The sequence below is a fragment of the Streptomyces sp. NPDC001634 genome, from assembly GCF_040298185.1.
In the GTDB taxonomy this organism is placed as follows: Bacteria; Actinomycetota; Actinomycetes; order Streptomycetales; family Streptomycetaceae; genus Streptomyces.
The window spans coordinates 19,686-46,005 of record NZ_JBEOZU010000019.1; the positions used below are offsets into that span (position 1 = coordinate 19,686).

At 69.9% G+C, this 26,320-nt stretch carries 26 protein-coding genes and 3 pseudogenes; 12 read left to right on the plus strand and 17 right to left on the minus strand.

Annotation, left to right across the window (positions count from 1 at the left end):
• Positions 1 to 128: 128 nt before the first annotated feature.
• Together ABT186_RS14770 and ABT186_RS14775 are read right to left on the minus strand one after the other, a co-directional pair.
• Positions 129 to 737, minus strand: coding sequence for an acyl-CoA-like ligand-binding transcription factor (locus ABT186_RS14770; RefSeq protein ID WP_351925281.1), 609 nt, complete (start codon positions 735 to 737; stop codon positions 129 to 131).
• The gene (locus ABT186_RS14775) at positions 734 to 2,281 is read right to left on the minus strand and encodes an MFS transporter (RefSeq protein WP_351925283.1); all 1,548 of its coding nucleotides are present in this window, start codon (positions 2,279 to 2,281) and stop codon (positions 734 to 736) included. Before ABT186_RS14775 ends, ABT186_RS14770 begins: the two co-directional genes overlap by 4 nt.
• Positions 2,282 to 2,471: 190 nt before the next feature.
• On the opposite strand from ABT186_RS14775, the gene hemB reads away from it, so the two are divergent.
• The gene (gene hemB / locus ABT186_RS14780; protein WP_351237162.1) at positions 2,472 to 3,464 is read left to right on the plus strand and encodes a porphobilinogen synthase; all 993 of its coding nucleotides are present in this window, start codon (positions 2,472 to 2,474) and stop codon (positions 3,462 to 3,464) included.
• Positions 3,465 to 3,554: 90 nt separating this feature from the next.
• On the opposite strand, the gene ABT186_RS14785 is transcribed toward hemB, so the two are convergent.
• Positions 3,555 to 4,124 (minus strand): DUF4232 domain-containing protein, encoded by a 570-nt coding sequence (locus ABT186_RS14785; RefSeq protein ID WP_351237164.1) that lies wholly within the window; start codon positions 4,122 to 4,124, stop codon positions 3,555 to 3,557.
• A 284-nt stretch (positions 4,125 to 4,408) separates the two neighbouring features.
• On the opposite strand from ABT186_RS14785, the pseudogene ABT186_RS14790 reads away from it, so the two are divergent.
• A pseudogene (locus ABT186_RS14790) lies at positions 4,409 to 4,567 on the plus strand (SAM-dependent methyltransferase); the annotation flags it as partial.
• A gap of 13 nt (positions 4,568 to 4,580) precedes the next feature.
• Here the strand turns inward: ABT186_RS14790 and ABT186_RS14795 are convergent.
• Positions 4,581 to 5,513 carry a phosphotransferase family protein gene (locus tag ABT186_RS14795; RefSeq protein ID WP_351237166.1) on the minus strand — a complete coding sequence of 311 codons (933 nt, stop codon included), beginning with the start codon at positions 5,511 to 5,513 and terminating at the stop codon, positions 4,581 to 4,583.
• A 162-nt stretch (positions 5,514 to 5,675) separates the two neighbouring features.
• Between ABT186_RS14795 and ABT186_RS14800 the strand changes: the two genes are divergently transcribed.
• On the plus strand, positions 5,676 to 6,881 hold the full coding sequence (locus ABT186_RS14800) for an aminotransferase-like domain-containing protein (RefSeq protein ID WP_351925285.1): 1,206 nt from the start codon (positions 5,676 to 5,678) through the stop codon (positions 6,879 to 6,881).
• 22 nt (positions 6,882 to 6,903) lie between these two features.
• Here the strand turns inward: ABT186_RS14800 and ABT186_RS14805 are convergent, their stop codons facing one another.
• The gene (locus ABT186_RS14805) at positions 6,904 to 7,728 is read right to left on the minus strand and encodes a DUF4253 domain-containing protein (protein ID WP_351237170.1); all 825 of its coding nucleotides are present in this window, start codon (positions 7,726 to 7,728) and stop codon (positions 6,904 to 6,906) included.
• A gap of 113 nt (positions 7,729 to 7,841) precedes the next feature.
• Here ABT186_RS14805 and ABT186_RS14810 point away from each other — a divergent pair, with 113 nt between their 5' ends.
• Together ABT186_RS14810 and ABT186_RS14815 are read left to right on the plus strand one after the other, a co-directional pair.
• On the plus strand, positions 7,842 to 8,189 hold the full coding sequence (locus tag ABT186_RS14810; protein WP_351925287.1) for a GntR family transcriptional regulator: 348 nt from the start codon (positions 7,842 to 7,844) through the stop codon (positions 8,187 to 8,189).
• Complete coding sequence (locus tag ABT186_RS14815) at positions 8,186 to 9,196, plus strand: DUF1648 domain-containing protein (protein ID WP_351237174.1); 1,011 nt, start codon at positions 8,186 to 8,188, stop codon at positions 9,194 to 9,196. Before ABT186_RS14810 ends, ABT186_RS14815 begins: the two co-directional genes overlap by 4 nt.
• Here ABT186_RS14815 and ABT186_RS14820 read toward each other — a convergent pair.
• Positions 9,174 to 9,371 carry a DUF397 domain-containing protein gene (locus ABT186_RS14820; protein WP_351925289.1) on the minus strand — a complete coding sequence of 66 codons (198 nt, stop codon included), beginning with the start codon at positions 9,369 to 9,371 and terminating at the stop codon, positions 9,174 to 9,176. The two genes, ABT186_RS14815 and ABT186_RS14820, sit on opposite strands and share 23 nt — an antisense overlap.
• A gap of 70 nt (positions 9,372 to 9,441) precedes the next feature.
• Here ABT186_RS14820 and ABT186_RS14825 point away from each other — a divergent pair.
• Positions 9,442 to 9,657 (plus strand): annotated as a pseudogene (locus ABT186_RS14825) (ATP-binding protein); the annotation flags it as partial.
• On the opposite strand, the gene ABT186_RS14830 reads toward ABT186_RS14825, so the two are convergent.
• Positions 9,593 to 9,994, minus strand: a complete 402-nt coding sequence (locus tag ABT186_RS14830; RefSeq protein WP_351925291.1) for a hypothetical protein — start codon at positions 9,992 to 9,994, stop codon at positions 9,593 to 9,595. The pseudogene ABT186_RS14825 and the gene ABT186_RS14830 sit on opposite strands and share 65 nt — an antisense overlap.
• Before the next feature lie 314 nt (positions 9,995 to 10,308).
• Between ABT186_RS14830 and ABT186_RS14835 the strand changes: the two genes are divergently transcribed.
• Positions 10,309 to 11,385, plus strand: coding sequence for an ArsR/SmtB family transcription factor (locus ABT186_RS14835; protein WP_351925293.1), 1,077 nt, complete (start codon positions 10,309 to 10,311; stop codon positions 11,383 to 11,385).
• On the opposite strand, the gene argS is transcribed toward ABT186_RS14835, so the two are convergent.
• Both argS and ABT186_RS14845 read right to left on the minus strand, forming a co-directional pair.
• Positions 11,363 to 13,123 (minus strand): arginine--tRNA ligase, encoded by a 1,761-nt coding sequence (gene argS / locus ABT186_RS14840; protein ID WP_351228716.1) that lies wholly within the window; start codon positions 13,121 to 13,123, stop codon positions 11,363 to 11,365. The two genes, ABT186_RS14835 and argS, sit on opposite strands and share 23 nt — an antisense overlap.
• A gap of 140 nt (positions 13,124 to 13,263) precedes the next feature.
• Positions 13,264 to 13,965: pseudogene (locus tag ABT186_RS14845) on the minus strand (sensor histidine kinase); the annotation flags it as partial.
• A 134-nt stretch (positions 13,966 to 14,099) separates the two neighbouring features.
• Here ABT186_RS14845 and lysS point away from each other — a divergent pair.
• Complete coding sequence (gene lysS, locus ABT186_RS14850; protein ID WP_351228718.1) at positions 14,100 to 15,842, plus strand: lysine--tRNA ligase; 1,743 nt, start codon at positions 14,100 to 14,102, stop codon at positions 15,840 to 15,842.
• A 53-nt stretch (positions 15,843 to 15,895) separates the two neighbouring features.
• Here lysS and ABT186_RS14855 read toward each other — a convergent pair whose 3' ends face one another.
• From ABT186_RS14855 to ABT186_RS14865, 3 genes are all read right to left on the minus strand, one after another.
• Entirely contained in the window at positions 15,896 to 17,206 is a 1,311-nt protein-coding gene (locus ABT186_RS14855) for a DUF2637 domain-containing protein (protein WP_502973203.1), read from the minus strand.
• A 150-nt stretch (positions 17,207 to 17,356) separates the two neighbouring features.
• Entirely contained in the window at positions 17,357 to 18,292 is a 936-nt protein-coding gene (locus ABT186_RS14860; RefSeq protein ID WP_351925295.1) for a DUF3558 family protein, read from the minus strand.
• 125 nt (positions 18,293 to 18,417) lie between these two features.
• Entirely contained in the window at positions 18,418 to 19,248 is an 831-nt protein-coding gene (locus ABT186_RS14865) for a DUF3558 domain-containing protein (protein ID WP_351228722.1), read from the minus strand.
• 207 nt (positions 19,249 to 19,455) lie between these two features.
• Here ABT186_RS14865 and ABT186_RS14870 point away from each other — a divergent pair, with 207 nt between their 5' ends.
• Entirely contained in the window at positions 19,456 to 20,649 is a 1,194-nt protein-coding gene (locus ABT186_RS14870) for an RtcB family protein (RefSeq protein ID WP_351228767.1), read from the plus strand.
• Between the two features lie 307 nt (positions 20,650 to 20,956).
• Here the strand turns inward: ABT186_RS14870 and ABT186_RS14875 are convergent, their stop codons facing one another.
• The 4 genes from ABT186_RS14875 to ABT186_RS14890 all read right to left on the minus strand — a co-directional run bounded on the left by ABT186_RS14875 (position 20,957) and on the right by ABT186_RS14890 (position 22,755).
• Positions 20,957 to 21,289: a tyrosine-protein phosphatase gene (locus tag ABT186_RS14875; RefSeq protein ID WP_351925375.1), complete on the minus strand. Its 333-nt coding sequence runs from the start codon at positions 21,287 to 21,289 to the stop codon at positions 20,957 to 20,959.
• An 86-nt stretch (positions 21,290 to 21,375) separates the two neighbouring features.
• Complete coding sequence (locus ABT186_RS14880; protein WP_351228724.1) at positions 21,376 to 21,552, minus strand: hypothetical protein; 177 nt, start codon at positions 21,550 to 21,552, stop codon at positions 21,376 to 21,378.
• A complete protein-coding gene (locus tag ABT186_RS14885; protein WP_351228726.1) occupies positions 21,552 to 22,325 on the minus strand; it encodes an SDR family NAD(P)-dependent oxidoreductase in 774 nt (257 codons plus the stop codon). The genes ABT186_RS14880 and ABT186_RS14885 overlap by 1 nt, the downstream gene beginning before the upstream one ends.
• A 94-nt stretch (positions 22,326 to 22,419) precedes the next feature.
• Positions 22,420 to 22,755 (minus strand): YnfA family protein, encoded by a 336-nt coding sequence (locus ABT186_RS14890; RefSeq protein ID WP_351228728.1) that lies wholly within the window; start codon positions 22,753 to 22,755, stop codon positions 22,420 to 22,422.
• A 179-nt stretch (positions 22,756 to 22,934) separates the two neighbouring features.
• On the opposite strand from ABT186_RS14890, the gene ABT186_RS14895 reads away from it, so the two are divergent.
• A complete protein-coding gene (locus tag ABT186_RS14895) occupies positions 22,935 to 23,402 on the plus strand; it encodes a hypothetical protein (RefSeq protein ID WP_351228730.1) in 468 nt (155 codons plus the stop codon).
• Positions 23,403 to 23,497: 95 nt separating this feature from the next.
• On the opposite strand, the gene ABT186_RS14900 is transcribed toward ABT186_RS14895, so the two are convergent.
• Positions 23,498 to 24,319, minus strand: a complete 822-nt coding sequence (locus ABT186_RS14900) for a DUF6597 domain-containing transcriptional factor (protein WP_351228732.1) — start codon at positions 24,317 to 24,319, stop codon at positions 23,498 to 23,500.
• A gap of 159 nt (positions 24,320 to 24,478) precedes the next feature.
• Here ABT186_RS14900 and ABT186_RS14905 point away from each other — a divergent pair, with 159 nt between their 5' ends.
• Both ABT186_RS14905 and ABT186_RS14910 read left to right on the plus strand, forming a co-directional pair.
• Positions 24,479 to 25,594 carry an LLM class flavin-dependent oxidoreductase gene (locus tag ABT186_RS14905; RefSeq protein ID WP_351925297.1) on the plus strand — a complete coding sequence of 372 codons (1,116 nt, stop codon included), beginning with the start codon at positions 24,479 to 24,481 and terminating at the stop codon, positions 25,592 to 25,594.
• Positions 25,591 to 26,268, plus strand: coding sequence for an FMN reductase (locus ABT186_RS14910; RefSeq protein ID WP_351228736.1), 678 nt, complete (start codon positions 25,591 to 25,593; stop codon positions 26,266 to 26,268). The genes ABT186_RS14905 and ABT186_RS14910 overlap by 4 nt, the downstream gene beginning before the upstream one ends.
• The last annotated feature ends 52 nt before the right edge of the window (positions 26,269 to 26,320 follow it).

Consider the following 26,320-nt stretch of genomic DNA (forward strand, 5'->3'; position numbering starts at 1 on the left):
TAGGCCTCCCTTCCAGCGGAAAGCCTTGTCATCCTCCTGGCAAACGGGAGCCCGCCCAGGTCCTGTCGTCAAACTCCCGTCGTCCGCCCGGAGGGCGGGCGGGGCAGACGGGAGTTTGACGACAGGACCTAGAAGCCGAGCCCCCGCGACAGCAGCGGCAGATGGCGTTCGTACAGCGTTGCCAGGTCTTCCTTGCCGTCGCCCTCCACCCAGTGCCGTACGAGCGTGGTGAACACGGCGACGATGGCGGCCGCCGCGCACTTGACCTCCAGGTCGGTCGCGTCCCGGGTGGTGCGTTCCGCGATGATCTCGGCGATGGCCCGCTCGCTGCGCTCCTGCTCGGCGACGTTCCGGGCCCGGATCGCGGGGTCGTTGAAGATGAGGCGGGTGCGCAACAGGAGGTCCTCGCGATCCTGTTGCAGCATCTCGCCGATCGGGCCCTTCAGGGAGTTGACGATCGCGTCCACGACGGGCTCGTCCGCGGGACGGCCACGGAGGGCCTCGACCAGGGCAGGGTCGTACTCGTCCTGGATGACCACGTCCTCCTTGGTGGGGAAGTACCGGAAGAACGTGCTGGACGAGACCTCCGCCGCCTCCGCGATCTGGTCGACCGTGGTCGCCTCGTACCCGTGCTCGGCGAAGAGGCGGTAGGCCTCGCGCCGGATGCGCTCGCGGGTCTTCTGCTTCTTGCGCTCCCGCAGACCGAGGGGCGCGGCGGAGGTCTCGTGCGTCGTCATGCGATCGATTCTGCGTGGTCGGGCACGGACCGGGCCACCGTCCGGGAGCACGTGGAACGGCCGGGGAGGAAGGCCGCGGCCAGGACGGCCCCCAGGAGCGCGATCACCCCGCACGCCGCCAGGACCAGGTTCATCCCGTGGACGAAGGCCTCGTGCGCCGAAGCTGCGAGGCCCGCGTCGTGCAGTTGCCGTGCCACCGCGTCGGCGCCGGAGACCGAGTCGCGGGCCGCGTCCGCCGCTTGGGGCGGCAGGCCGTCGGTGTGGATGCGGGCCAGGTAGCCGTAGCCGAGCAGGCTGCCGAGGCCGGCGACGCCCAGGACGGAGCCGAGCTGCTGGACGGTTTCCAGGAGGCTGGTGCCCGATCCGGCGTGGCCGGCGGGCAGCGTCCCCATCACCAGGCTGGTCGCGGGCACGACGGCGAGACCGAAGCCGAGGCCGGTGAGGGAGAGCCACAGCGCGGTGAAGCCGTAGCCGTCCGAGGCGTCCGTGGTCGCGCCGAGCAGGACACCGGCCGCGAGCACCAGCAGTCCGAGCGGTACGACGGTACGGGCGCCGAGGCGCGGGACGAGGGACTCGCTCGCGGTGGCCGCCGCCATCAGACCGCCGATCAGCGGCAGGACGCGGATTCCGGTGCCGAAGGCGTCGTTGCCGAGCACGGACTGCAGGTACTGCGGGACCACGAACAGGATGCCCATCACCGCGAAGTTGACGAAGACGGCGATGAGGGTGCCCCACAGGAAGCGGCGGTCCGCGAACAGCCGCAGATCGACGATCGGCTGTGGGTGGCGGCGCTCGCGCAGCACGAAGCCGGCCAGGAGCACAGCCGCGGCGATGAGCGAGGTGAGGACGGCCGGGCCGGTCCACCCGTCGCGCGGGATCAGGATCGTGCCGTAGACGAGGGCGGTGATGCCGACGCCGCCCAGGAGGGTGCCGAGCGCGTCGAAGGGCGCGGTGCGCGAGGCCTCCGCGTCGCGCGGCAGCAGCCACACTCCCGCGACCAGGGCCAGGGCGGCGACGGGCGCGTTGAAGAGAAAGACCGAGCCCCACCAGAAGTGGTCGAGCAGCCAGCCGCCCACCACCGGGCCGACGGGCATGCCGAGCGCGGTGGCGGCGGTCCACACGGCGATGGCCTTCGGCAGCTCCTCCTTGGCGAAGACGCGCGGCAGGATCGCCATGGACAGCGGCATGATCGCGGCGGCGCCGAGGCCGAGGACGGCCCGTGCCGCGATGACCGCCCCGGGCGAGGAGGCGAGCGTGCCGCCGAGCGACGCCAGGCCGAAGAGGGTGATGCCGGAGAGCAGCAGCCGCTTGTGGCCGTAGCGGTCGCCGAGCAGGCCGACCGGGAGCATGGCCACCGACAGGGTGAGCAGATAGCCGCCGCCGATCCACTGCAACTGCGAGCTGTCGGCGTGGAGTTCGCCCGCGATGGTGGGCAGGGCGACGTTGATGACGGTGCCGTCGAGACCGACGATCAGCACGCTCAGGGTGAGGGCGGCGAGGGCGAGCCAGCGGCGTGGTGACCGGTGAAGGGCGGATGCGGACATGTGAACCTCCCGCGAGGTGGCAACCTGATGAGAGGTTACTTCCAAATGGGAGTCGACTGTCAATATCTAGTTGTCTCTCACTTTGTGTCCGGGGGGCGGCTTCTCAGCCCCTCCGGTGCTCCGGGGTGAGGCCGTTCAGCCCGACGCAGCGTCGGCAAAAGGACTCCCGGGCCGGGCGTAGCGTAGGTGCATGACGAAGTACGGATCGTTCCCCGGTGCGCGGCCGCGGCGGCTGCGTACTACGCCCGCCATGCGCCGCATGGTCGCCGAGACCCGGCTGCACCCGGCCGACTTCATCCTCCCCGCGTTCGTGCGGGAGGGCGTCAGTGAGCCCGTGCCAATCGCCGCCATGCCCGGCGTCGTGCAGCACACCCGGGACAGTCTGAAGAAGGCGGCCGCGGAGGCGGTGGCGGCCGGGGTCTCCGGGATCATGCTCTTCGGCGTGCCCGAGGAGTCGAAGAAGGACGCCATCGGGACGCCGGGCACCGACCCGGACGGGATCCTGCAGGTCGCCCTCCGTGATGTGCGCGCCGAGGTGGGCGACGACCTCCTCGTCATGTCCGACCTGTGTCTCGACGAGACCACCGACCACGGACACTGCGGTCTGCTCGACGCCGAGGGGCGGGTCGACAACGACGCCACGCTCGAGCGGTACGCCGAGATGGCACAGGTGCAGGCCGACGCGGGTGCCCACGTCGTCGGGCCCAGCGGCATGATGGACGGTCAGATCGGTGTCGTCCGGGACGCCCTCGACCAGATCGGGCGGGAGGACGTCGCGATCCTCGCCTACACCGCCAAGTACTCCTCCGCCTTCTACGGGCCGTTCCGGGAGGCCGTCGCCTCGTCCCTGAAGGGCGACCGGAAGACCTATCAGCAGGACCCCGCCAACTGGCGTGAGTCCCTGCGGGAGCTGGCCCTCGACCTGGAGGAGGGGGCCGACATGGTGATGGTGAAGCCGGCCGGGCCCTACCTCGACATCCTCGCGCGCGTGGCCGACGCCGTGGACGTGCCGGTTGCCGCGTACCAGATCTCCGGCGAGTACTCGATGATCGAGGCCGCCGCCGAGAAGGGCTGGATCGACCGCGACCGCGCGATCATCGAGACCCTGACCGGTATCAAGCGGGCCGGCGCCCGCAACATCCTCACGTACTGGGCCACCGAGGTCGCCCAGAAGCTGCGCTAGCCGAACGTCAGCGGTACGTCTGCGTACGTCCGCGTACGTCCGCGTACGTCTGAGTACGTCCGTGTACGTCTGAGTACGTCTGAGTACGTCTCAGTACGTCAGGGCCGCGTCCCGGCTCGACAGCCAGTACGTCACCGCCAGCTTGTCGTCGATGTGCACGCCCTTCGCCGGGAGCGCCGGGTGGGCGTCCGGGCCGGTGGGGAGCGTGACCGTCAGCGTCTTCACGGTGCGGCCGTTCCTGCCGGTGCCGTCCGCCGCAGACAGGACCACGCCCGCGTAGGCCGACTCGCCGGGGGAGAGGGTGATCGCGGCGCGCGGTTTCGTCTCCGGGGCGGGCCGCGGGGAGGAGTGCTCCTCGCCGAAGCCGGCCTTCGGGTAGCCGGTGAGGGTGCAGTTCGTGGCGCCCGTGTTGGTCACCGTCAGGAGCAGGTGGTTGACGGGACGCGAGAACTGCGTCGCTGTCGTCTGCGTATGCCTGCCCGAGCAGGGGGCGGCCCTGCCGGAGCGCTCCGCGCCGCGGACGGCCGTGCTCGGCAGGGACGACGAGGAGGGGCCCTCGTCCCGTACGCCTTCTCCGTTCTGGCAGGCCGAGAGTGCGAGCGCGGCGAGCGCGACCGTGGTGGCGGCGAGCAGGCGGGTACGGGCAGTGCGAGAGGACATGGTCGGGGCCCTTCGACGTGAACGAGCTGGGGGGTGGCGCCGCCGTTCGACCGGTGGCCGGGAGCAGCAGCCTCAGGGCCCAGCTTCGGTGGTATGTCCATCCCGCCGCCACCACCACCGGTGTTTTCGGGACGCCGGGACCGAGCGATGTGGCGTGACCTGCAGAAACGCTATCCCACGGGAACATGGTCCGGGACGCCCACGGGGCCTGTACTGCCGGTGAACAGCGGACCGGGCACTTCCAACTGGCCCCAGGAGCTACGTTGTTGACCATTGAATTGGTTGACGGCTACCCGGTGGACCGTGCTGCGGCCGCCGCCGCGCTCGCCGCCAACCCGCGCGGTTGCCTCGACGTCCGGCACAACCGCGACTTCCTTCGACGCGCTGTGGCGCGGCCGGCGAGTGTACGCGGCCACCGGCCGAAAGGCCGAGCGGGCACCGGCGGGTCCGGCTCGCTCATCCCTCCGTGCCGAACCACAACTCGGCGAGTGCGTCGAGGCGCGGTTCGGCGGGGTTCGGCAGCTCGTGCAGGTACAGGGACAGGTCGCTGTACACATGCAGCAGTGTGTACGCGAGCAGCTGGTCCGGGTCGTGCGGGGCGCGTCCGTAGGCCTCGTAGAAGCGGCGCAGCAGGCGCGGATCGGCGCGGGAGACGAACAGGCCGACGCTCGCGAAGTCGTACGCCGGGTCGCCGATCAGCACCGGCTCGAAGTCGAACAGGCCGGTCAGCCTGGGCCCGTTGCGCATGTCGACGGTCAGGTGCTCGCGCATGAACTCGGTGTGCAGCAGGGAGCGTTCGGTGGAGACGGGCAGGGGTACGGTGTCCAGGAACTCGGGGATCTGGCTCAGCCAGGGCTCGGTGACCCCGTTGACATGGTGGTGCCGGAGCACGTCCGCGCGCCGGCGGCGCAGGAGCGCGCTCCAGTCCGTGGGGCCGACGACGTCCGTCAGCGGCTGCCAGTTCATCTCGTGCAGCGCGGCCAGCGTCTCGGCCGCCTCCGCGACGAACCGGTCCCTTTCCAGCGCTGTGAGCCGTGGCCAGGCCTCGGCGAGACTCAGGCCGGGCAGCCGGGACATCAGTACGAACCGCCAGCCGTTCGTGTACTCGTCGGTCGCATGCAACCGCGGTGTGGGAAGTGGAAGTTGACCCCAAAGATGGGCCAACACCCGTGCCTCCCTGATCGATTCGGCAGCCTCGAACCGCGGATACAGCTTCAGCACCATGTCGCCCCCGACCGCGTACACGGGCAGCGACCCTTCGTCGAAACGCCTCAACGCCAGTCCTACGAGCCCTAGTTGGCCGCACAGGTCCTCCACGGCGGGCCGTAGCACCGTCTCGTCCAAGACCATTGCTTCCAACTGGGCATTCGTGTCCACGGTGGGCAGCATGGGCCGCATGCTAGGGCCCACAACCTGTCGTCCGCATGGCGAAACGAAGTTGTTGTACGGGGCAGTTATATCCCTAAGGTGCGCGGACGAGGTGTTTTCGAGTGGCGTACCAACGGCGTTCCACGCCGTGCCGTGCGCCCGTACACACAAGGAGCCGCCGCCGTGACCTCCATCGACAGTGTGATCACCAGCCCGCCACCGCCCGCGTTCGCCGCGCGGGTCGCCGCGGTCGGCGGCTCCCCTGTACGGGACATCCTCGCCGTCACCTCTCGTCCCGAAGTCGTCAACTTCGCGGGCGGACTGCCCGCCCCCGGACTCTTCGACGCGGAGGGAGTCGCCGCCGCGTTCCACGCCGTGCTTGCCGAGGTGCCGCAGCGGGCACTGCAGTACTCGACGACCGAGGGCGAGCCCGTGCTCCGGGCCGCGCTCGCCGGGCGCACCACCGTGCGGGGCCTGCCGACCGGGCCCGACGACGTGCTCGTCACCACCGGCTCCCAGCAGGCGCTGTCCCTGCTCGCGACCGCCCTGCTGGAGCCCGGAGACACCGTCCTCGTCGAAGACCCGTGTTATCTCGCGGCACTCCAGGCGTTCGGCTTTGCGGGCGCCCGGATCGTCGCCGTGCCCGGCGACGCGGACGGGATCGACCCCGACGAACTGGAGGAACTGGTCGCGCGGGAGCGCCCCAAGCTGCTCTACACGGTCCCCACCTTCCAGAACCCCACCGGCCGCACCCTGCCCGCAGAGCGCCGCGCCGCGATCGCGCGCGTCGCCGCCCGGCGCGGGCTGTGGATCGTCGAGGACGACCCGTACGGCGAACTCCGCTTCGAGGGCGAGCGAGTGCCGTGGATCGCCTCGTACGAGGACGCGTACGACCGCGCCGTGCTGCTCGGCTCCTTCTCCAAGGTGATGGCCCCCGGGCTGCGGCTCGGCTGGCTGCGGGCGCCTGCGGCGCTGCGGCGGGCCTGCGCGGTCGCCAAGCAGGCGGCCGACCTGCACACGCCGACCGTCAACCAGCTCGCCGCCGCGCGCTACCTGGCCGACCGCGACCTCGACGCGCATGTGGCGCGGGTCGCCGCCGCGTACCGCGAGCGCCGGGATGCCATGCTCGCGGGTCTGGCGGACGCGCTGCCCGAGGGATCCGTCTGGAACCGGCCCGAGGGAGGCATGTTCCTGTGGGCCCGGCTCCCCGAGGCGTACGACACCACGGCCCTGCTGCCGCGAGTGGTGGAGCAGGACGTGGCGTACGTCCCCGGCGCGCCCTTCTACGCGGGCGCACCGGAGTGGTCGACGATGCGGCTGTGCTTCGTCACGCACACGCCCGAGGAGATCGCGGAAGGGCTGATGCGTCTGGGGAAGGGACTGCGCTAGGTGTACTGCCCGTGCGGTTTGGTCAGTCCCACCAGAAGGACCAGATCCGCTGCCCCAGGACCTCGCGCTCGGCATACGCGGACAGCGTTTCGTGGTGTCCCTGGGTGATGTTGTCCGGGCAGAACGCGAAGTGCTCGGCTGCCACCGCCTCCGCCTCGGCGGGGGTGGTGGGCGGCGCGGCGACCGAGAGGACCAACTGGTCGAAGGTGAGCGCGACGACACGTATGCCGAAGCGGTCCTCCCAGGAGCGGAGCACGGAAGACAGCCGCGCGGTGTCGCTCTCGTAGTTCGCAGGGCCGCTCCAGCCGATGGCCGCGGGGATGTCGGCGGAGCGGCGGGCCGGAACCAGGGCGAGGCGCGGCTCCTTGAACCACGATCCCTCGTCCAGCAGCCGGTCGGCGACCTCGGCGGCGCGGGTGTCGGGGTCGGCTTCCAGCCGGGCCGCGGCGGCGGGGCCCGGCCACTCGGGGCCGAACGGCGCGAGCATCTCGTCGAGTTCGTCGTCCGCGTCCTCGCCCTCCTCCCCCCAGTACTCGGCCAGCACCTCCACGGCGTCGTGATCCCCGGGATATGTCATCTCCCCGGGCATCAACTCCCATTCCTCAGGACCGCCTTGGTTCCCACCGACATCGATGAGTACCGGAAGGAGCCCCACCCGCGCGGCGGGCGTGCCCAGCCGCGCCCAGTTTCCGGAGGACGCCGGACGCCCGGCATGCCACAGCAACGGCTCGTGCCACGGACCGTCGTCCGTCGCGTCGATCAGTCTCCCGGGCGGGAGTTCAAGCCCGAGCGCGCGCCCGCTCGGATCGGCCGCCAGCTTGGGCAGCGGGTTGGGAAGTGTCGCCATGTCAGGTGACTGTAGAGGCAGGCAGTGACAACGGGTCCGGATGGTGCCCGTTACCGGGGAGAGCAGCGCCACTCACGCGAAATCGAATGCATGGTGCTAGTGTCATTAGCACCATGTTGCTGCGCTTGGACACCACAGACACCCGCCCCCTGCACGAGCAGGTGGCAGGCGCCATCCGGCGCGCCATTGCCGAGGGTGAGTGCCGGCCGGGCGATCGCCTGCCGTCGGCACGTGACCTCGCCGAGGCACTGGACATCAACGCCAACACCGTCCTGCGTGCCCTGCGCAGCCTCCGGGACGAGGGCCTGCTGGAGTTCCGCAGGGGCCGGGGGGTGACCGTGGCCGAAGGCGCCGACCAACGGTCAGGGCTGCTGGGCCGGGTGCATGCGCTGGTGACCGAGGCGGCGCGTCTGGGCTACAGCAGGACCGATCTCATCGAGATGATCAGGGGGATACCGTGAACGACCGTACGAGGCCCGAGCGGGGGGCGCGTTGGGGCGCCGTGGTGTGGACAGCGGGCACCGCGGTTCTGATCGCTGCCCTGCCCTGGGCCGCGAGCGGACGGCTGCCGGACCGGCTGGCCACTCACTGGACTTTCGGGCGGAGCACGCCAGACGGTTCGATGCCCCTCTGGGCCGCCTCCCTCATCCCGGTGCTGATCTGGTTTGCCCTGGCAGCGACCGTGGTCCTGGTGCTGCGACGGACCGCGGACGCCGCACCCGCAGCGGGGCGACCGTGGACCGCCACCGCACTGCTGTCCGGGGGCGTCCTCCTCGGCGGCGTACAGGCGTCCGTCGTCCGCGCGAACCTCGACCGCACGGACTGGCATCAGGCCCACCGGCCGACGGCGTGGATCGTCGCGACCCTCGCGGCCGCGGTCGTCGCCGGAGTCGCCGGATGGTTCGTGAGCACGCGCGGGCGGGTCGCTCCCGCTTCCACCCGACCCGACCCTCGTGAACCGGCCCTGGAGATCCCCGAGGGGCAGCGTCTGGTGTGGTTCTCCCGCACCACCAACCCCTGGCTCCGACTCCTGGCGGCCGGGACCGGCCTGATGGCGGTGGCAGCCGTGGTCGCCCTCGTCAGCGGCCTCGCCGGACCCGGCGAGGGGTGCGTACTGTTCGCCCTCTGCGCGCTCACGTCCGTCGTGCTGGCCGGCTGCGCCGCGGTGCAGGCGCGTGTGTCGGAACGGGGCCTGGAAGTGGCGTTCGGCCCGCTCGGCTGGCCCGTACGGCGCTGGGCGGCCACGGACATCGAATCCGCCCGCGCCGAGAACCGGACACCCGCACAGGTCGGCGGCTGGGGCTACCGGCTCAGCGGCCTCGGCACCACGGTCATGCTGCGCAGCGGAGAATGTCTCGTCATCCGCATACGGGGCAGGCGAAACGAATTCGCGGTCAGCGTCGACGACGCCAAGCGCGGCGCGGCACTGCTGAACGCGCTGGGCCCTAGCGGGTCGCGTACGCGGTGAAAACGGCCCAGGTGGCGGGGGTTACCTGGAGGGTGGGGCCGGTTGAGTTCTTGGAGTCGCGGATGTGGACGGTCGTCTCCATGTCGGACTCGTGTCCTGTGAAGGCGACTTCGAGACATTCGCCGCCTTCGCTGCCGCTGTAGGCCGACTTGAACCACTGAAGTGCGGTGCTCATTGCTCTGCTAGCAGACGGTCCAGCAGGCGCTTTGACTCCTGCGGAGCGAGGGCCTGTGCCCGCAGCATCGCACGACAGCGGGCCCGGTGAGCCACGCATCCCCGACGAGGCCGACGAGGGCGGGCGCGGACTGCTGCTGGTGGCCGCACTCTCCGACAAGTGGGGGGTGGGGGAGCGCGAACTCGGCAAGGTGGTGTGGTGCGAGTTCGCACTCCCAGCGATCACTCGTTGTTGTAGATCTCGAAGGACTTTGCCTTGCTGTCCCAGTTGCCGTTGTGCACCGTGATCATGAACCAGTGCTTCTCCGGGAGGTCGTACCACCCGCCATCAGCGGCGCTGGCGTAGTGGCACTTGCCGTCGTTCTTGGTGTCGGTCAGGCTGTACCGGAACTCCTTCTTGGTCTCGTCGTAGACGTAGACCCAGGCGTAGTCGCCGTCCGACTTGATGTCGCACACCTTGATGTGGTCGCCGTGCTTCTCGAAGTATGCGACGGCGCCCTTGGTGCCGTCGTACCACGGGCCGTAACCGTAGGTGATTGCTGCTGCCGGCGAGGTGGCCACAACGGTCGCGGACACGGCGGCGACCGCCACCATGCCGATGCGTCCTACAAGCTTTGACTTCACGATGAGTCCAATCCGTAAGGGCCTTGGCGGCCCGTTCAGTTCAGTCCCCGTGCCCCGTACAACGGTTCTGCGGCGGGACTCTTCGTGATCTTCCTATCAGGCAAGTCCGTTCTTGGTCCAAGCGGTTGAACGCAGGGGCGGCGTACGCCGGAGCCGACGACGGTCGCCGCGCCTCCCCCCGAGTGGCGCGGCGACCGCGACGGATGGCGGGCAGTCCGGATTGCTTCCTTACGCCCGGCTGCTCGCACCGCTCATAATTCGTGGGTCCGTCGGGGCGCGCGATGGTTTCGGTTCTGACCGAACCGTGCCGAGGTGTGGGAGACGAATGGCGCATGCTGCGGGTGCACTTCACCGCCGAGGATCTGCTCCGGGTGTCCTTCGCGCCCGAGCCGGCCCCGCTGATGGAACTCGGGCTCGCCATCTCCGTGTTGAGACGTCAGGACACGCCGGCCGTGCTGCGGCGGTGGCAGCAGCGGGCTCGGGAGGCGTTTCCCGGGGAGGCCCGGCCGCTCCTCGAACTCGTTCCGCCCACCGCCAAGGGTCCCCTGTTCCTCGATCCGCTCAGCCGCGGGCTCGAGGCCGGGCTCGACACCGTGCTGTCGACGCCGGCCGAGCGTGTCCGCGCGGAGCTCGACAGCCGGATTCCGGAGTGGCTGCGGATGACACCGTGGCTGCGGCGGCTCGCCGACCGGGACCGTGAGGCCTGGGGCGAACTGGAGCGGGCGCTGCGTTCCGCGTACGGCGGTCTCCTCGCCGCGTCCTGGGCGAGCGTCCGGACCGCCTTCGACGCCGAACACGCCTGGCGGAGCCGGGTGCTCGCGCAGTACGGGATCCGGACCGCGCTGGCCGGACTCGGGCCCGGCGGGCGGTGGGAGGGCACGACCCTCGTCTTCGACGAGCCCGACGACGTACGGCTGCCGGACATACGGGTGACGCTCTCCGGGCACGGTGTCGTCCTGCTGCCTTCCACCGTGTGGACCGGCCGCCCGCTGGCGGCCGTGCGCGACGGCGCCCCCGGCATCCTGATCTACCGGACCGCCCCGCTGCCCCTGCTCGGTGACCGCCCCGCGAACGGCCGCGGCGACGCGCTCGGCGCGCTCCTCGGCCGTACCCGGGCGGCGGTGCTCGAACTGCTCACCCGGCAGCGCACCACCAGCGATCTCGCCCGGGAGCTCGGTGTCAGCAAGTCCTCCGCGTCAGAGCACACCAAGGCCCTGCGTGAGGCCCGTCTGATCACCACGCACCGCGACGGCAAGGCCGTCTGGCACACCTGCACACCACTCGGCCTCGACCTGCTGATCACACAGGCCGAGGCCGACGGTGACGGATCCGATGGATCGATCGGAACGATCGGATCGAGCGGATCGGTCAGAGGCGCTCGGGCGTCCTGATGCCCAGGAGGGCCATGCCCTGGTGGAGGGTGCGGGCCGTGATGTCGCACAGGAAGAGGCGGTTCTCGACCTGCTCGGGCGTTTCGGCCTTCAGGACCGGGCACTTGTCGTAGAAGGACGTGTACAGCGACGCCAGCTGGTAGAGGTACGCCGCCAGCTTGTGCGGGGCGTACTCCGCCGCCGCCTCGGCCGCGGTCTCCGCGAAGTGGTCCACGTGCAGGCCCAGGGCGCGCTCCGCGTCCGCCAGCGTCAGTTCCGGGTGCGCGGACGGCCGTACGCCGCCGGCCTTGCGCAGGATGGACTGGATACGGGCGTACGCGTACTGGAGGTAGACGGACGTGTCGCCGTTCAGTGAGACCATCTGGTCGAGGTCGAACTTGTAGTCGCGGCTCGCCGACGTCGACAGGTCCGCGTACTTCACCGCGCCGATGCCCACCTGGGCGCCGCGCTCGGCGATCTCCTCCTCGGACAGGTCCTGCGCCTTCTCCCGTACGACGGCGGAGGCCCGCTCGACCGCCTCGTCCAGAAGGTCGACCAGGCGGACCGTCTCGCCCTCACGCGTCTTGAACGGCTTGCCGTCCTTGCCGAGGACCGTGCCGAAGGCGAGCTGGAACGCCTTCACGTCGCCGTTCAGCCAGCCGGCCCGGCGGGCCGTCTCGAAGACCATCTTGAAGTGGAGCGACTGACGGGCGTCCACGACGTAGACGATGCTGTTCGCCTTCAGATTGAAGACACGGTCGCGGATCGCGGAGAGGTCCGTGGCCGCGTAGCCGTACCCGCCGTCCGACTTCTGCACGATCAGCGGGACCGGGTTGCCGTCCGGGCCCTTGATGTCGTCGAAGAAGACACACAGGGCGCCCTCGGAGCGGACGGCCACGCCGGACTCCTCCAGCAGACGGCACGTCTCCTCGAGCATGTCGTTGTAGCCCGACTCGCCGACGATGTCCGGGTCCCGGATCTCCATGTCCAGCTTCTCGAAGACGGAGAAGAAGTAGATCTTCGACTCGTCGACGAACTTCTGCCACATGGCCAGCGTGTGCGGGTCGCCGGCCTGGAGGTCGACCACCCTGCGGCGGGCACGCGTCTTGAACTCCTCGTCGGAGTCGAAGAGCCTGCGGGCCGCCTTGTAGAGGCGGTCGAGGTTCGACATCGCCTCTTCGCCGGTGACCTCGGCGGCCTTGTGGTCCAGCTCGTGCGGGTGCTCGTCCAGATACTGGATGAGCATGCCGAACTGGGTGCCCCAGTCGCCGATGTGGTGCCGGCGGACGACCGTCTCGCCGGTGAACTCCAGGAGCTTGACCACGGAGTCACCGATCACCGCGGAGCGGAGGTGGCCGACGTGCATCTCCTTCGCCACGTTCGGCTGGGCGTAGTCGATGACCGTGGTGCCCGGGTTCTCGGAATACGGCACACCGAGGCGGCCCTCGGAGTCGGCGGCGCGGGCGGCCAGGTTCTCGGTGATCGCCCTGTCGGTGACCGTGATGTTGAGGAAGCCGGGGCCGGAGACCTCGACGTCCTTGATCAGGTCGCCGGTGACGACGTGGGAGACGACCTCGGTCGCCAGGTCGCGGGGGTTCGCCTTCGCCTTCTTGGCCAGGGCCAGGATGCCGTTGGCCTGGTAGTCCGCCCGGTCGCTGCGTCGCAGCAGCGGGTCCGCGGCAGCCTCCGGCAGGGTGGCCGAGAGGGCGTTCGCGAGGCGCTGGTGGACGGAGGCGGTGAGGGACGTGACCGAGGCCATGGGGTGGGTGCCGTTCTCCTCGAGGGTCTGATGGATGAAGCCAGTATCCCATGGGGGGTAAAGCGGTTTTTCCGGCTGTGGACGACCTGGGCGCCTCGTACCGGAGCTCCTACGGGAGTACGGGGTGTGCCAGGCGTACTAGGGCTTCCCACGGGGAACAGTGCGCGGACCTCCCAGCCCGCGCCCACGCGGGGGCCCGTGTGGAGTTCGCCGCCCAGGGCCGTGACCCGTTCCATCAGGCCGACCAGGCCGAAGCCGCCGCCGTGCGCCGCGGGCGGTAGCCGGGTGCCGCCCCGGCCGTCGTCCGTCACCGACACCTCCAGACGGTCGCCGTGGCGGTGCAGGGAGACCGCGATGTCGGTGGCGTCGCCCGCGTGGCGCCGTACGTTCGTCAACGCCTCCTGAACCACCCGGAAGGCGGCCGCCTGCACCTCGTGCGGCAGATCGTCCGGGAGGGTGGGATCGCAGCGCAGGGTGACCTTCTGGCCCGGGGCCGCGAAGCCGTCCGTGAGGCCCGCGATACCGGCCAGATCACCCACCGGGCGCCGGTCGGCCGCCTCCGGACCGGAGTCGCGCAGCACGCCGACCGTGCGGCGCATCGACGCCAGAGCCTGCGTCGCGGTGCGTTCCATCCCCGCCAGCACGGAGTCCAGGTCCTGCGGCTGCGTGGTCGCCATCATGCGGGCCACCTGCGTCTGCACCAGGATGCCGGTCACGTGGTGGGCGACGAAGTCGTGCAGGCCGGCGGCGATGGCCAGGCGTTCGTCGCGGCGCGTCTCGCTGACCGCCACCGTGCGGTAGTCCAGTGAGCGCAGGTAACCGGCGAGCCAGGCGGTGAGACCGATCCGGCTGCAGCGGGAACCGACCGGGGGCTCGCGCACTCTTGAAAAGCGGTTTTCGTGGTTGTGGCCGGGACTGGGACAATGGAGCGGTCAGCCGTGCAGACCGTACCGGCTGCTCTTGGAGAAAGAAGGACGTGCCGATCGTGGCTCAGAGCACCGAGACCACCGACTGGGTCTCCCGTTTCGCGGATGAGGTCATCGAGGAGTCGGAGCGCCGGGCCCCGAACAAACCGGTTGTCGTCGCGTCGGGACTCTCCCCCTCCGGGCCCATCCACCTGGGCAACCTCCGCGAGGTCATGACCCCGCACCTCGTCGCCGACGAGGTCCGGCGGCGCGGGTACCAGGTGCGCCACCTGATCTCCTGGGACGACTACGACCGGTACCGCAAGGTGCCGGCCGGTGTGGCCGGGGTCGACGAGTCGTGGTCCGAGCACATCGGCAAGCCGCTGACGTCCGTGCCGGCCCCCAAGGGTTCCGCGTACCCGAACTGGGCCGAGCACTTCAAGGCGGCCATGATCGAGTCGCTCGCCGAGCTGGGCGTCGAGTTCGACGGCATCAGCCAGACCGCGCAGTACACCTCCGGTGTGTACCGCGAGCAGATCCTGCACGCCATGAAGCACCGGAACGACATCGACGCGGTCCTCGCCCAGTACCGGACCAAGCCCAAGGCCGCCAAGAAGCAGCAGCAGAAGGCCGTCGACGAGGCCGAGCTGGAGGCCGAGGAGGGCTCGGGCGCCGCGTCCGAGGACGACGGCAGCTCCGGCTCCGCCGGGTACTTCCCGTACAAGCCCTACTGCGGCAACTGCGAGAAGGACCTCACCACCGTCACCGCCTACGACGACGACACCACCGAGCTGACGTACGCCTGCAACGAGTGCGGCTTCTCCGAGACCGTTCGGCTGAGCGAGTTCAACCGCGGCAAGCTGGTCTGGAAGGTCGACTGGCCCATGCGCTGGGCGTACGAGGGCGTCATCTTCGAGCCCAGCGGCGTCGACCACTCGTCCCCGGGGTCGAGCTTCCAGGTGGGCGGGCAGATCGTCGGGATCTTCGGCGGCAAGCAGCCGATCGGCCCGATGTACGCGTTCGTCGGCATCAGCGGGATGGCCAAGATGTCGTCGTCCCGGGGCGGGGTCCCGACCCCCGCCGACGCGCTGAAGATCATGGAGCCGCAGCTCCTGCGGTGGCTGTACGCCCGCCGCAGGCCCAACCAGTCCTTCAAGATCGCCTTCGACCAGGAGATCCAGCGGCTTTACGACGAGTGGGACAAGCTCGCGGGCAAGGTCGCCGACGGATCCTCCCTGCCGGGAGACGTCGCCGCGTACACGCGGGCCGTCGGCACCGCCGCCGGTGAACTGCCGAAGACGCCGCGCCCGCTGCCGTACCGCACGCTCGCGTCCGTCGCCGACATCACCGCCGGCCACCAGGACCAGGCACTGCGCATCCTGTCGGACCTCGACCCGGCCAACCCGCTCGACTCGCTCGACGAGGCCCGGCCGCGGTACGACAAGGCCGAGGCGTGGATCAACACGCACGTGCCCGCCGACCAGCGGACCATCGTGCGCGAGGAGCCCGATGCCGAGCTGCTGAAGTCCCTCGACGAGGCGTCCCAGCAGTCGGTACGGCTGCTGCTCGACGGGCTGGCCGAGCACTGGTCCCTCGACGGGCTGACCCACCTCGTGTACGGCGTGCCCAAGGTGCAGGCCGGGTTCCCGGCCGACGCCACCCCCAAGGAGCTGCCGCCGGAGATCAAGACGGCTCAGCGGACGTTCTTCGCCCTGCTGTACCACCTGCTGGTCGGGCGGGACACCGGGCCGCGGCTGCCTACGCTGCTGCTCGCGGTCGGGCAGGAGCGGGTGCGGAGGCTGCTCGGGGAGTAAGCGGTAAAGGAAAGGGGCCCTCAGCAGAGGGCCCCTTTTCCATGCGGTTTCTCTTACGCGATGTGGTCGTCCTGCAGCTCCGCCGTGTGACGGTTGGTGAAGCGGTTGACCATGCGCTCGGCCTCACGCTGCGGCAGGGAGATGCCGTACGTCGCCTCCACGTCGCCGCGGAACTGGCCGACGGTGGGGTAGCTGCCGTCGATCGACTGGCGGAAGACCTGGTAGAAGTCCTCCTCGCTCGGCTCGACGGGGGGAGTGCCACCGCCCTCGCCGAGTTCCCGGGTGCGGTTCGGGCCGACCGGGATGGGGAAGCTGCCGGTGTCCTCCGGAGAAGGTTGCTGGGCGGGGGCCTGCTCGTACTGCGGCTCCTCGTACTGCGGCTCTTGGTGCTGCTGGTGCTCCTCGTACCACTGCTCGTACTCGGCCTCGGGGTCGAACGAGGGGTCGAACGAGGGGTCGTAGCCGCCCTGGTATTCGATCTGCTGATGGGCGTTGAACCAAGGGCTCTGGTCGTCGGGCTCGGGTACGTAGTCCAGTTGCCCGGCATTCTGGTTGCCCACCAGTTGCGGGCGCTGCTCGCCGGGAAGTGCCGCTCCCTGTGGGACGGGCGCCACCCCAGCGGCACGATTGCCCACAGCCGGGTCCGGCTGCGGCGCCGGCGGTATCAGGGCCGGTTCTATGCCCGCCGCCGCCAGGCCCGCCGGAGCCGTCTCGCCCAAGGGGACGCCGTACCGCGCGAGCCTCAGCGGCATCAGCGACTCCACCGGAGCCTTGCGCCGCCACGCCCGGCCGAAGCGCGAACGCAGACGGGCCTGGTAGACGAGACGTTCCTGCTCCAGCTTGATGACCTGGTCGTAGGAGCGCAGCTCCCACAGCTTCATACGGCGCCACAGCAGGAACGTGGGGATGGGGGAGAGCAGCCACCGGGTCAGACGGACGCCCTCCATGTGCTTGTCCGCCGTGATGTCCGCGATCCGGCCGATCGCGTGGCGGGCCGCCTCGACCGCGACCACGAACAGCACCGGGATCACCGCGTGCATGCCCACGCCCAGCGGGTCCGGCCAGGCCGCCGCACCGTTGAACGCGATCGTCGCCGCCGTCAGCAGCCAGGCCGTCTGGCGCAGCAGGGGGAAGGGGATCCGGATCCAGGTCAGCAGCAGGTCCAGGGCCAGCAGCACGCAGATACCCGCGTCGATGCCGACCGGGAAGACATAACTGAAGTTCCCGAAGCCCTTCTTGATGGCCAGCTCACGAACGGCCGCGTACGAACCCGCGAAGCCGATCCCGGCGATGATGACGGCACCGGTGACGACCACGCCGATGAGAATCCGGTGCATCCGTGTCAGCTGCAGTGGCGCGGCCACCTGTACTCCCCTCCCCTTGCGTGTTGTTGCGCGCAACAGGGTGGCACACCCGTGTCACGAACAGGTCGCCGGAGTGCGGGAGCCCGGCCCGCACGGGGACCGGGCTCCGGCAACTGTCCTGGTGGCACTACGAGTTCCGGAGCGGCCGGGTCAGTTCTTCTTGGACGCCGAAGCCGACGGCGACGCGCTCTTCGACGGGCTCGCGGACCCGGACTTCGACGCCGAGGCGCCCTTCGACGCCCCCTGCGACGGCGACGTGCCCGCCTTGCCGCCCTGGTTCGCCGCCGACACGGCGGACACGGCCTCCTTCACGGCCTTCTCCGCCGCCTTGGTCAGGCCGTCCGCGTCCGGCGTCTTGTCACCGGCCAGGCCCGCACCGTTGTAGTCGAGGGTGATGACGACGTTCTCCACGCGCGCGACAACCGTCTGCTGCTTGAAGGCGCCTTCCTTCTTCTTCAGGTCGTAGCGCACAGCCGTCGCCTGGTCGCCCACCCCGGAGACCGGCTCCGCCTTCGTGTTCTGCGCGCCCTCGGCGGACTGGGCGTCCTGCACCTGCTTGGTGTAGTACTCCTGCGCGAGCTTGTTGCCGTCGCCGCGCGTGGCGTCCGACTCGAAGCGCAGCAAGGAGACGTTGAGCCAGCGGAACTGCGAGCCCTTGACGCCGTTGTTCTCCAGGCTGTTCCACGAGCAGCTCGAACGCGTCGCCGCGTCGTCCGACGAGCCCTTCTTGCCGGACTTCGCCCCCTTCGGCACCAGGTCGTCCAGGGTCTTCTGAGACAGCACGGCACAGGAGTCGGGCAGCGTGGAGTACGCGGCCGGCTGCACGGCGTTCGCCGAGGCGCTCTGCGAGGGCTTCGCGCTCGACGTCTGCTTCTGCTTCGCGTCGCCGCCGGAGCCGGAGCCGGAGCCCGAGGAGCACCCGGCGGCTACGAGTACCGCCGGGACGGCGGCCGCGCAGACAAGGAGGCGGCGCAGACGCGCGCCCCGCCGGCCCGGCTGCCGCTCGCCCTGATCGTGCTGATCTCTCCCCCACTGCCTAAACGGCGTGGGTGGTATCCCCAGGTCTCGCTGTGCAGGTCGGTGCATGGTTCCTTCACTCATGACGCTCGTGGGTCGTGCGGTCGGATCGGGTCCGAGGGGCCACGGTACGCGGTGGGGACGCATGCGGTGTGAGGTTCGGTTCCCTTGCCGGGGTGCTCGCAGGGCGCCGGTCAGCCGAGGGAACTGTCCAGCTGACGGGCCAGTTTCCGGGCCTTGTCCTGCATGTCCTTGCTGCTCGGGACCGTTCCGGTGGTGGTCGGCTGCTCGTCGTACTGGATGGTCACGATCACGTTGGACGTGCGGAACACCACAGTCACGGTGCGCTGCTGGGAGGTGCTCAGCTGATCGTTCAGGAACGCCTCGTCGCCGAGGTCGTCGAGCGTGCGCGGCTGGAGGTCGGCCGGGGTTCCGGTGGCCGACGGGCTCCCCGAGGCGGCGGAGGAGGAGGCGGACGAGGGCGAGGACGCGGAGGCGGAGGCGGAACCGGAGGGCGTGGCCGTGATGCTCGGGCTCACCTTGGCGGTGCCGCTGCCCGAGGGGCTGGTACTGGGCTCGGGCAGGTCCGCGGCCTGCTCCTTGGTGCCGAAGACCTGCTGCGCGCGGTTGTCGTCGCTGACGGCGTTGTCGTACGACACCACCCGCTCCAGGTCGACGAACAGATGGTCCGTGGCGTCGGCCGAGTCGGCTTTCCAACGGCAGCCGGAGCGGCGGTCGTTGTTGTACGTGGGCGCGGCATCGCCCTCGTACGCCTTGTCGCGCTGCTCCTGGTCCGCGATCTGCTTCAGGCCCGGCATGAGCGAGTCGAGGGTGGTGTGGCTCACCACGCTGCAGGCGTCGGCGAGGGTGCGGTACTTGCCGGGCTGGGCGGCGTTCGCGCTCGCGGTGGAGCCGCCGGCCTTCGAGTCGTTCGTCGCGCTGCCGCTGCCGGAGCTGCCGGTGCAGGCAGTCAGCAGGGCCGCAAGGAGCGCGGCGGCGCCCGGTACGTACGCCTTCCGCTGCACGGTGAGGCTCCTCTCGACGGTTCGGCGGGGTGTGTCCGCTGGTAGTCCGTGGTTAATCGGTTGCCGCGTGGGCCGGACTCCTGGAGACAATGTGTATCGCACGCACTGCCGTGGACGCCGGTCCGTTGTCCTTTATGTCGACCTTGGCGCCGGTTTTGCGATTTAAGACTTGTGAAGCTTTTCGGGGGACAAGAGAGATATAGAGATATGTCGTATGTAGAGGTGCCGGGGGCGAAGGTTCCGATCCGCATGTGGACGGACCCGGCGACGGTCGAGGACGTCGCCATGCAGCAGCTGCAGAACGTGGCGACGCTGCCGTGGATCAAGGGCCTCGCTGTCATGCCGGACGTGCACTTCGGCAAGGGGGCGACGGTCGGGTCGGTCATCGCGATGCGGGACGCGGTGTGCCCGGCGGCGGTGGGCGTGGACATCGGCTGCGGAATGTCCGCCGTCAGGACGTCGCTCACGGCGAACGATCTGCCGGGGGATCTCTCGCGACTTCGGTCGAAGGTCGAGCAGGCCATTCCGGTGGGGCGGGGGATGCATGACGACCCGGTTGATCCGTTGCGCCTGCATGGGTTTGCGACCTCGGAATGGGGCGACTTCTGGGGGCGGTTCGATGGGGTGGCCGAAGCGGTCAAATTTCGTCAGGATCGGGCGAAAAAGCAGATGGGAACGCTCGGGTCTGGCAACCACATGGTCGAACTTTGCCTCGATCAGTCGGGTTCTGTCTGGCTGATGCTGCACTCCGGTTCCCGGAACATCGGGAAGGAACTGGCCGAGTACCACATCGGTGTCGCACAGAAGCTCCCGCACAACCAAGGCTTGGTCGACCGTGACCTCGCGGTGTTCGTCTCGGACACCCCGCAGATGGCGGCGTACAGGAATGACCTGTACTGGGCTCAGGAATACGCCAAGTACAACCGCGCCATCATGATGGCGCTCCTCAAGGACGTGATCCGCAAGGAGTTCAAGAAGGCGAAGCCGACCTTCGAGCCGGAGATCTCCTGCCACCACAACTACGTGGCGGAGGAGCGGTACGAGGGCATGGACCTGCTGGTGACGCGCAAGGGCGCGATCCGGGCCGGTTCGGGCGAGTTCGGGATCATCCCGGGTTCCATGGGCACGGGTTCGTACATCGTGAAGGGTCTCGGTAACGAGAAGGCGTTCAACTCGGCATCGCACGGCGCGGGCCGGCGCATGAGCCGTAACGCGGCGAAGCGCCGCTTCACGGTACGTGATCTGGAGCGGCAGACGCGGGGAGTGGAGTGCCGCAAGGACTCCGGTGTACTGGACGAGATCCCGGGCGCCTATAAGGACATCGAGCAGGTGATGGAGCAGCAGAGCGACCTTGTCGAAGTCGTGGCGAAGCTGAAGCAGTTCGTGTGCGTGAAGGGCTGACACACGAGGCCCCCGGTCGGAACCGGGGGCCTCGCTTGGTTCGCCGAAGCGCTACGTCCCGGGCGTTGATCTCTACGGTCAGACGCCCTTTCTGGCCGACCCCCTTCTGCAGATGCCCATCCGCCTGTAAGAACCCGAACATGTACGCGTACTCAGGGACCGTGAGGTCCATGAACTCGTGACCGAGAGGCTCGCGTTCAGCCATGGGGAAGCCTCTACTTCCTTGCTGGTCAGGCCCTCGGACGGGATGCCGGTCCCGGTCGAGGGCCGTCTGTTCGATGTTGTGGCGCGAGCCTAGGTCGCCAGTTCAGGCGCCGTATGGGTGATCGAGACGCTTCACCCCTGTGAGTGAGTGCATGACCTCGGCCGGGGCGTGGCCCCAGGACGGCCGGGTGGGGGTGCGGCCCGCGTTGCGGGCACGCCAGGCGGCGAGCAGGTGGTACGTGAAGGACGCGTGCTCGGGGATGCGGCCCCGGCCGGCGATCTCCCAGGGGTAGCGGAGGTCCACGACCGTGCGGATGCCGAGGGACAGGAAGCGGTCCCAGTCGTCCGTGCCCTCGGCCGGCTTGCCGAGCGAGTCGGCACGGAAGAGGCGGCCCGGGCGGGCGCGCCGCCCGTCCGCCGTTGTACAGCCGCCCAGTCACCGAAGTTGTGCAGGCGCTCGAAAGGTATGTGTCTGTCCACGGTCAGTGGCCCCAGGGGCCGGCCGCCCGGTCGCCTGGGGATTTACTTCGCGTGTTTCACCGCGTAGATCATCACGAACGCCACTATGTGGATGCCGAAGAGGAAGTACGCCAGGTAGTACCAGACGTAGCGCTCGCGCTTCTTCTCCAGGGACAGGCGGTCCTGTTCGGCGGCTTCCGCCGACGGCTCGGACTCGTTCGCCGGGGTCGGTTCGGTCATCACATCTCCCGGTGGACCTTGGTGTTGGACGCCTGGGCCCGCGGGCGGACCACGAGCAGGTCGACGTTGACGTGGCTGGGGCGGGTGACCGCCCAGGTGATCGTGTCCGCCACGTCGTCGGCAGTGAGCGGTTCGGCGACGCCCTCGTAGACCTTGGCCGCCTTGTCCTCGTCGCCGCCGAACCGGGTCAGCGCGAACTCGTCCGTCTTCACCATGCCGGGTGCGATCTCGATCACGCGGACCGGGGTGCCGACGATCTCCAGGCGCAGGGTCTCGGCGAGGACGTGCGCGCCGTGCTTGGCGGCGACATAGCCCGCGCCGCCCTCGTACGTTCCGTGACCGGCGGTCGAGGAGACGACCACCACCGTGCCGTCGCCGCTCGCCGTCAGCGCGGGGAGCAGGGCCTGGGTGACGTTCAGGGTGCCGAGGACGTTCGTCTCGTACATCCGGCGCCAGTCCTCGGGGTCGCCGGTCGCGACCGGGTCGGCGCCGAGCGCGCCGCCCGCGTTGTTCACCAGGACGCCGATCGTCCTGAAGGCCGTCGCGAACTCGTCGACCGCCGCGCGGTCCGTGACGTCCAGTGCGTACGCCACCGCGGAGTGGCCGGCCCGGGTGAGTTCCTCGGCGAGTGCCTCGATGCGGTCCTTGCGTCGGGCGGTGAGGACGACGCGGTAGCCCGCGGCGGCGAGTTGCCGGGCCGTCGCGGCGCCGATGCCGCTGCTCGCGCCCGTGACGACGGCGATGCGGGAGGCGGCGGAGGGTGCGGCGGTCATGGGGCGACTCCTCGGGCGGCGGATCGTTCGGGCGGGACCTCCGCCCAGGATAGGTGGCCGGGACTCGGGACCGGTGGTGTGCCCCGAAGGGTGGTCAGTGGCCCCGCGGCGCCCACATGATCACGGCCATCCCGGCGAGGCAGATCAGCGCGCCGGTCATGTCCCAGCGGTCCGGGCGGTAGCCGTCGGCCACCATGCCCCAGGCCAGTGAACCGGCCACGAAGACACCGCCGTATGCCGCGAGGACGCGGCCGAAGTGGGAGTCCGGCTGGAGGGTGGCGACGAAGCCGTAGACGCCGAGGGCCATGACGCCCGCGCCCATCCACAGCCAGCCGCGCTGTTCGCGCACGCCTTGCCACACGAGCCATGCGCCGCCGATCTCGAAGAGCGCGGCGACGACGAAGAGGGCGGCGGAGCGGAGGATCAGCATGCGGTCACCTTGGCATGGCGGTTCCGGGGCGCGGGACGCAGCCCGCCTCATCACATCTCGTCACATCTCGTCACATCACGTCGCCCGCAGGTCACCTACCCGGCGGCGCCTGTCGCGCCGTACACGTGGGATACATCCGGTGATGTCCGGGCTGATATGGAGAATGTGGAGGAATGGGAATGAACAGGTGGATTTCCGGCGTGCTGGGTGCGGTGGTGGTGGCGGGTGCGGCGGTGCCCGCCGTTGCCGCGGGTTCCGAGGCGGACCTCGCCTATCACGGGTTCGTGGCCATGGGCCGCGGCGAGGTCAACGTACGGCTCACCCCGTCGAACCACGGGCCGTCCGACATCGAGGACGCCACCGTGCGGCTGCACTGGTCCAAGCCGCTGGCGAACCAGCAACAGCAGCCGTTGTCGGAGGGCTGTGCGCGGTACGACGCGAGCACGGTGCTGTGCCGCACGGGGTCGATCGCCGCGGGTGGTGCGGGCAAGGAGATCCATGTGAGGGTGCGCCTCGCGAACACGTCGACCGACGAGGTGCGACTGGAGATCGAGTCCCTGTGGGGCGGCGGCGCGGTGGACCGCAACCCGGGCAACGACCGCCAGCAGGTGCTGGCCCTGGACACCGGGGACCGGTACAACTTCTGAGCCATGTCAGGAGGGTGGGGTTCGGGGGTGGCCGGCGCTCGTTTCCCGGTGCGGGTCCGTTGTGGTTGATCGCGCCCGCGGAGCCGCACGATGTCTCAGCCCCGCGTCCCTCGGGGGGCGCGATGGTGAACGTAGGCCATGGGAGGCACACCCACCGTCGCCGTGAAGTCCCTGACCAGGTGGGCCTGGTCCGCGTAGCCGAGGTCCGCGGCCAGGCCCGCCCAGTCCACGTCCCGCTCGGTCTCCGCGCGTTCCAGGGCCTCGTGGATGCGGTAGCGCAGGATGACCCACTTGGGGCCGACGCCCACGTGGGTGGCGAACAGGCGTTGCATGACGCGTACGGACATGCCCTCCGCCCGTGCGAAGTCGGTGACGCGGCTGATGGTGCGGTCCGTGCGGATGCGGTCGACGAGGGCCATGGCGAGGTCTGTCTGCGGGTCCGGGCGGGGGGCGAGGGCCAGCAGGAAGGCGTCCAGGGCGGCCACGCGGTCGTGCTCGTCGTCGGGGGTGAGGACCGTCGCGGGGTCCGTGTCCGGGAACGCCTCGGGCAGTGGGATGCGGTGGCCCGTCCAGTGGGTCACCGGGTGGCCGGGGGCGAAGGGGTGGAAGCCGCCCGGGCGGAACTGGATCCCGCACACCCGGCCCCTGCCCTCCAGCTTCTGGGTGAACAGCTCCAGGCCGATGCCCGCGACCTCGCCCCAGGGTGCCTGGTCGCCGTACTGCTGGAAGACGACGTTCACCGACGGGTGCGGGACGACATGGGATGCGTACGGCTCCGGGAGGTCCCAGTCGATCAGCCAGTAGTGCTCCAGATACGGGCGCAGGGGCTCGGCCGGTTCATGGCGGCGGAAGGTGACGCGCGAGAAGAGCTCCGCGGCGTCGACGATGCCTCGTGTGTCACGGCGTGGGGCGGCCATGTCCGGATGGTACGAGCGGGCACTGACATCAGTGGGCGGTACGAGGGGCAGGGAGCGGACCTGCGGGCAGGGGCGCGGGGGAGGGGTGGAATAGCGGGGGACGCGGCACCGTTTCCAGGTATGGTTGAATCGTAAACTACCTGGAGGGTGTGAGTGACCATGCAGTTCGGGATCTTCAGCGTCGGTGATGTGACACCGGACCCGACCACGGGGCGGACTCCGACCGAGCGCGAGCGGATCAAGGCCATGGTCGCCATCGCGCTGAAGGCCGAGGAGGTCGGCCTGGACGTCTTCGCGACCGGCGAGCACCACAACCCGCCGTTCGTGCCGTCGTCGCCGACCACGATGCTCGGCTACATAGCGGCGAAGACGGAGAAGCTGGTCCTGTCCACCTCCACCACCCTCATCACCACCAATGACCCGGTGAAGATCGCCGAGGACTTCGCGATGCTCCAGCACCTCGCGGACGGCCGGGTGGACCTGATGATGGGGCGCGGCAACACCGGGCCGGTGTATCCGTGGTTCGGGCAGGACATCCGGCAGGGCATCAACCTCGCCGTCGAGAACTACGCGCTGCTCCACCGGCTGTGGCGCGAGGACGTGGTGAACTGGGAGGGCCGATTCCGCACCCCGCTGCAGGGCTTCACCTCCACGCCGCGCCCGCTGGACGGCGTGCCGCCGTTCGTCTGGCACGGCTCCATCCGCTCGCCGGAGATCGCCGAGCAGGCCGCGTACTACGGCGACGGCTTCTTCCACAACAACATCTTCTGGCCCGCCGACCACACCAAGCGCATGGTCGAGCTGTACCGGGAGCGCTACGCCCACTACGGGCACGGCACGCCCGAGCAGGCGATCGTGGGCCTGGGCGGCCAGGTGTTCATGCGGAGGAACTCCCAGGACGCGGTGCGCGAGTTCCGGCCGTACTTCGACAACGCGCCGGTCTACGGGCACGGGCCGTCCCTGGAGGACTTCACGGACCAGACCCCGCTGACGGTCGGCTCGCCGCAGCAGGTGATCGAGAAGACGCTCTCCTTCCGGGAGTATGCCGGTGACTACCAGCGCCAGCTGTTCCTGATGGACCACGCGGGGCTGCCGCTCAAGACCGTTCTCGAGCAGCTCGACATGCTCGGCGAGGAGGTGGTGCCGGTGCTGCGCAAGGAGTTCGCGAAGGGCCGTCCGGCGGACGTGCCGGACGCCCCGACCCACCAGTCCCTGCTCGCCGCCTCGTCGCAGGCCTCTGACGAGGACTCTTCGGAAGGAGTGACCGCCGCATGAAGCTCGTCGTCGTCTCGGCGGGGCTGAGCGTCCCGTCCTCCACGCGGCTGCTCGCCGACCGGCTGGCCGCCGCCGTGGACCGGCGGGCACCGGTGGACATCCGGGTCGTGGAGTTGCGCGACCTCGCTGTGGAGATCGCGCACAACTTCACCAACGGCTTCCCGGGGCGCGCGCTCGCCGAGGCGCTGGAGGCGGTGACGGAGGCCGACGGGCTGATCGTCGTCACGCCGGTGTTCTCGGCGTCGTACAGCGGTCTGTTCAAGTCGTTCTTCGACGTGCTCGACAAGGATGCGCTGGTGGACACGCCGGTCCTGATCGCGGCGACCGGCGGCTCGGCCCGGCACTCGCTGGTCCTGGACCACGCCCTTCGCCCTCTCTTCTCCTATCTGCGGGCCGTGGTCGTCCCGACCGGTGTGTACGCGGCCTCCGAGGACTGGGGCGCGGAGGGGCTGCCCGAGCGGATCGAACGGGCCGCAGGGGAACTGGTACGGCTGATGGGCCTCGGGTCCGTACGGGAGCCCGCCGGTGCCTCGGCCGAGCCGGCCGGTTCGGTTCCGGAGCAGGCTGCTTCCGTGCCGCAGCCCGCCGCGCCGGACGCCGCCGTCGCGGCGACGCCTTCGCACGGGTTCCGGGTGATCCCCTTCGAGGAGCAGCTGGCCGCGTTGCGGGGCTGAGCGGTCGTGGCGGGGTGCGCGCCGCCGTCGTGCCGTACCGGCCCAGCCCTCC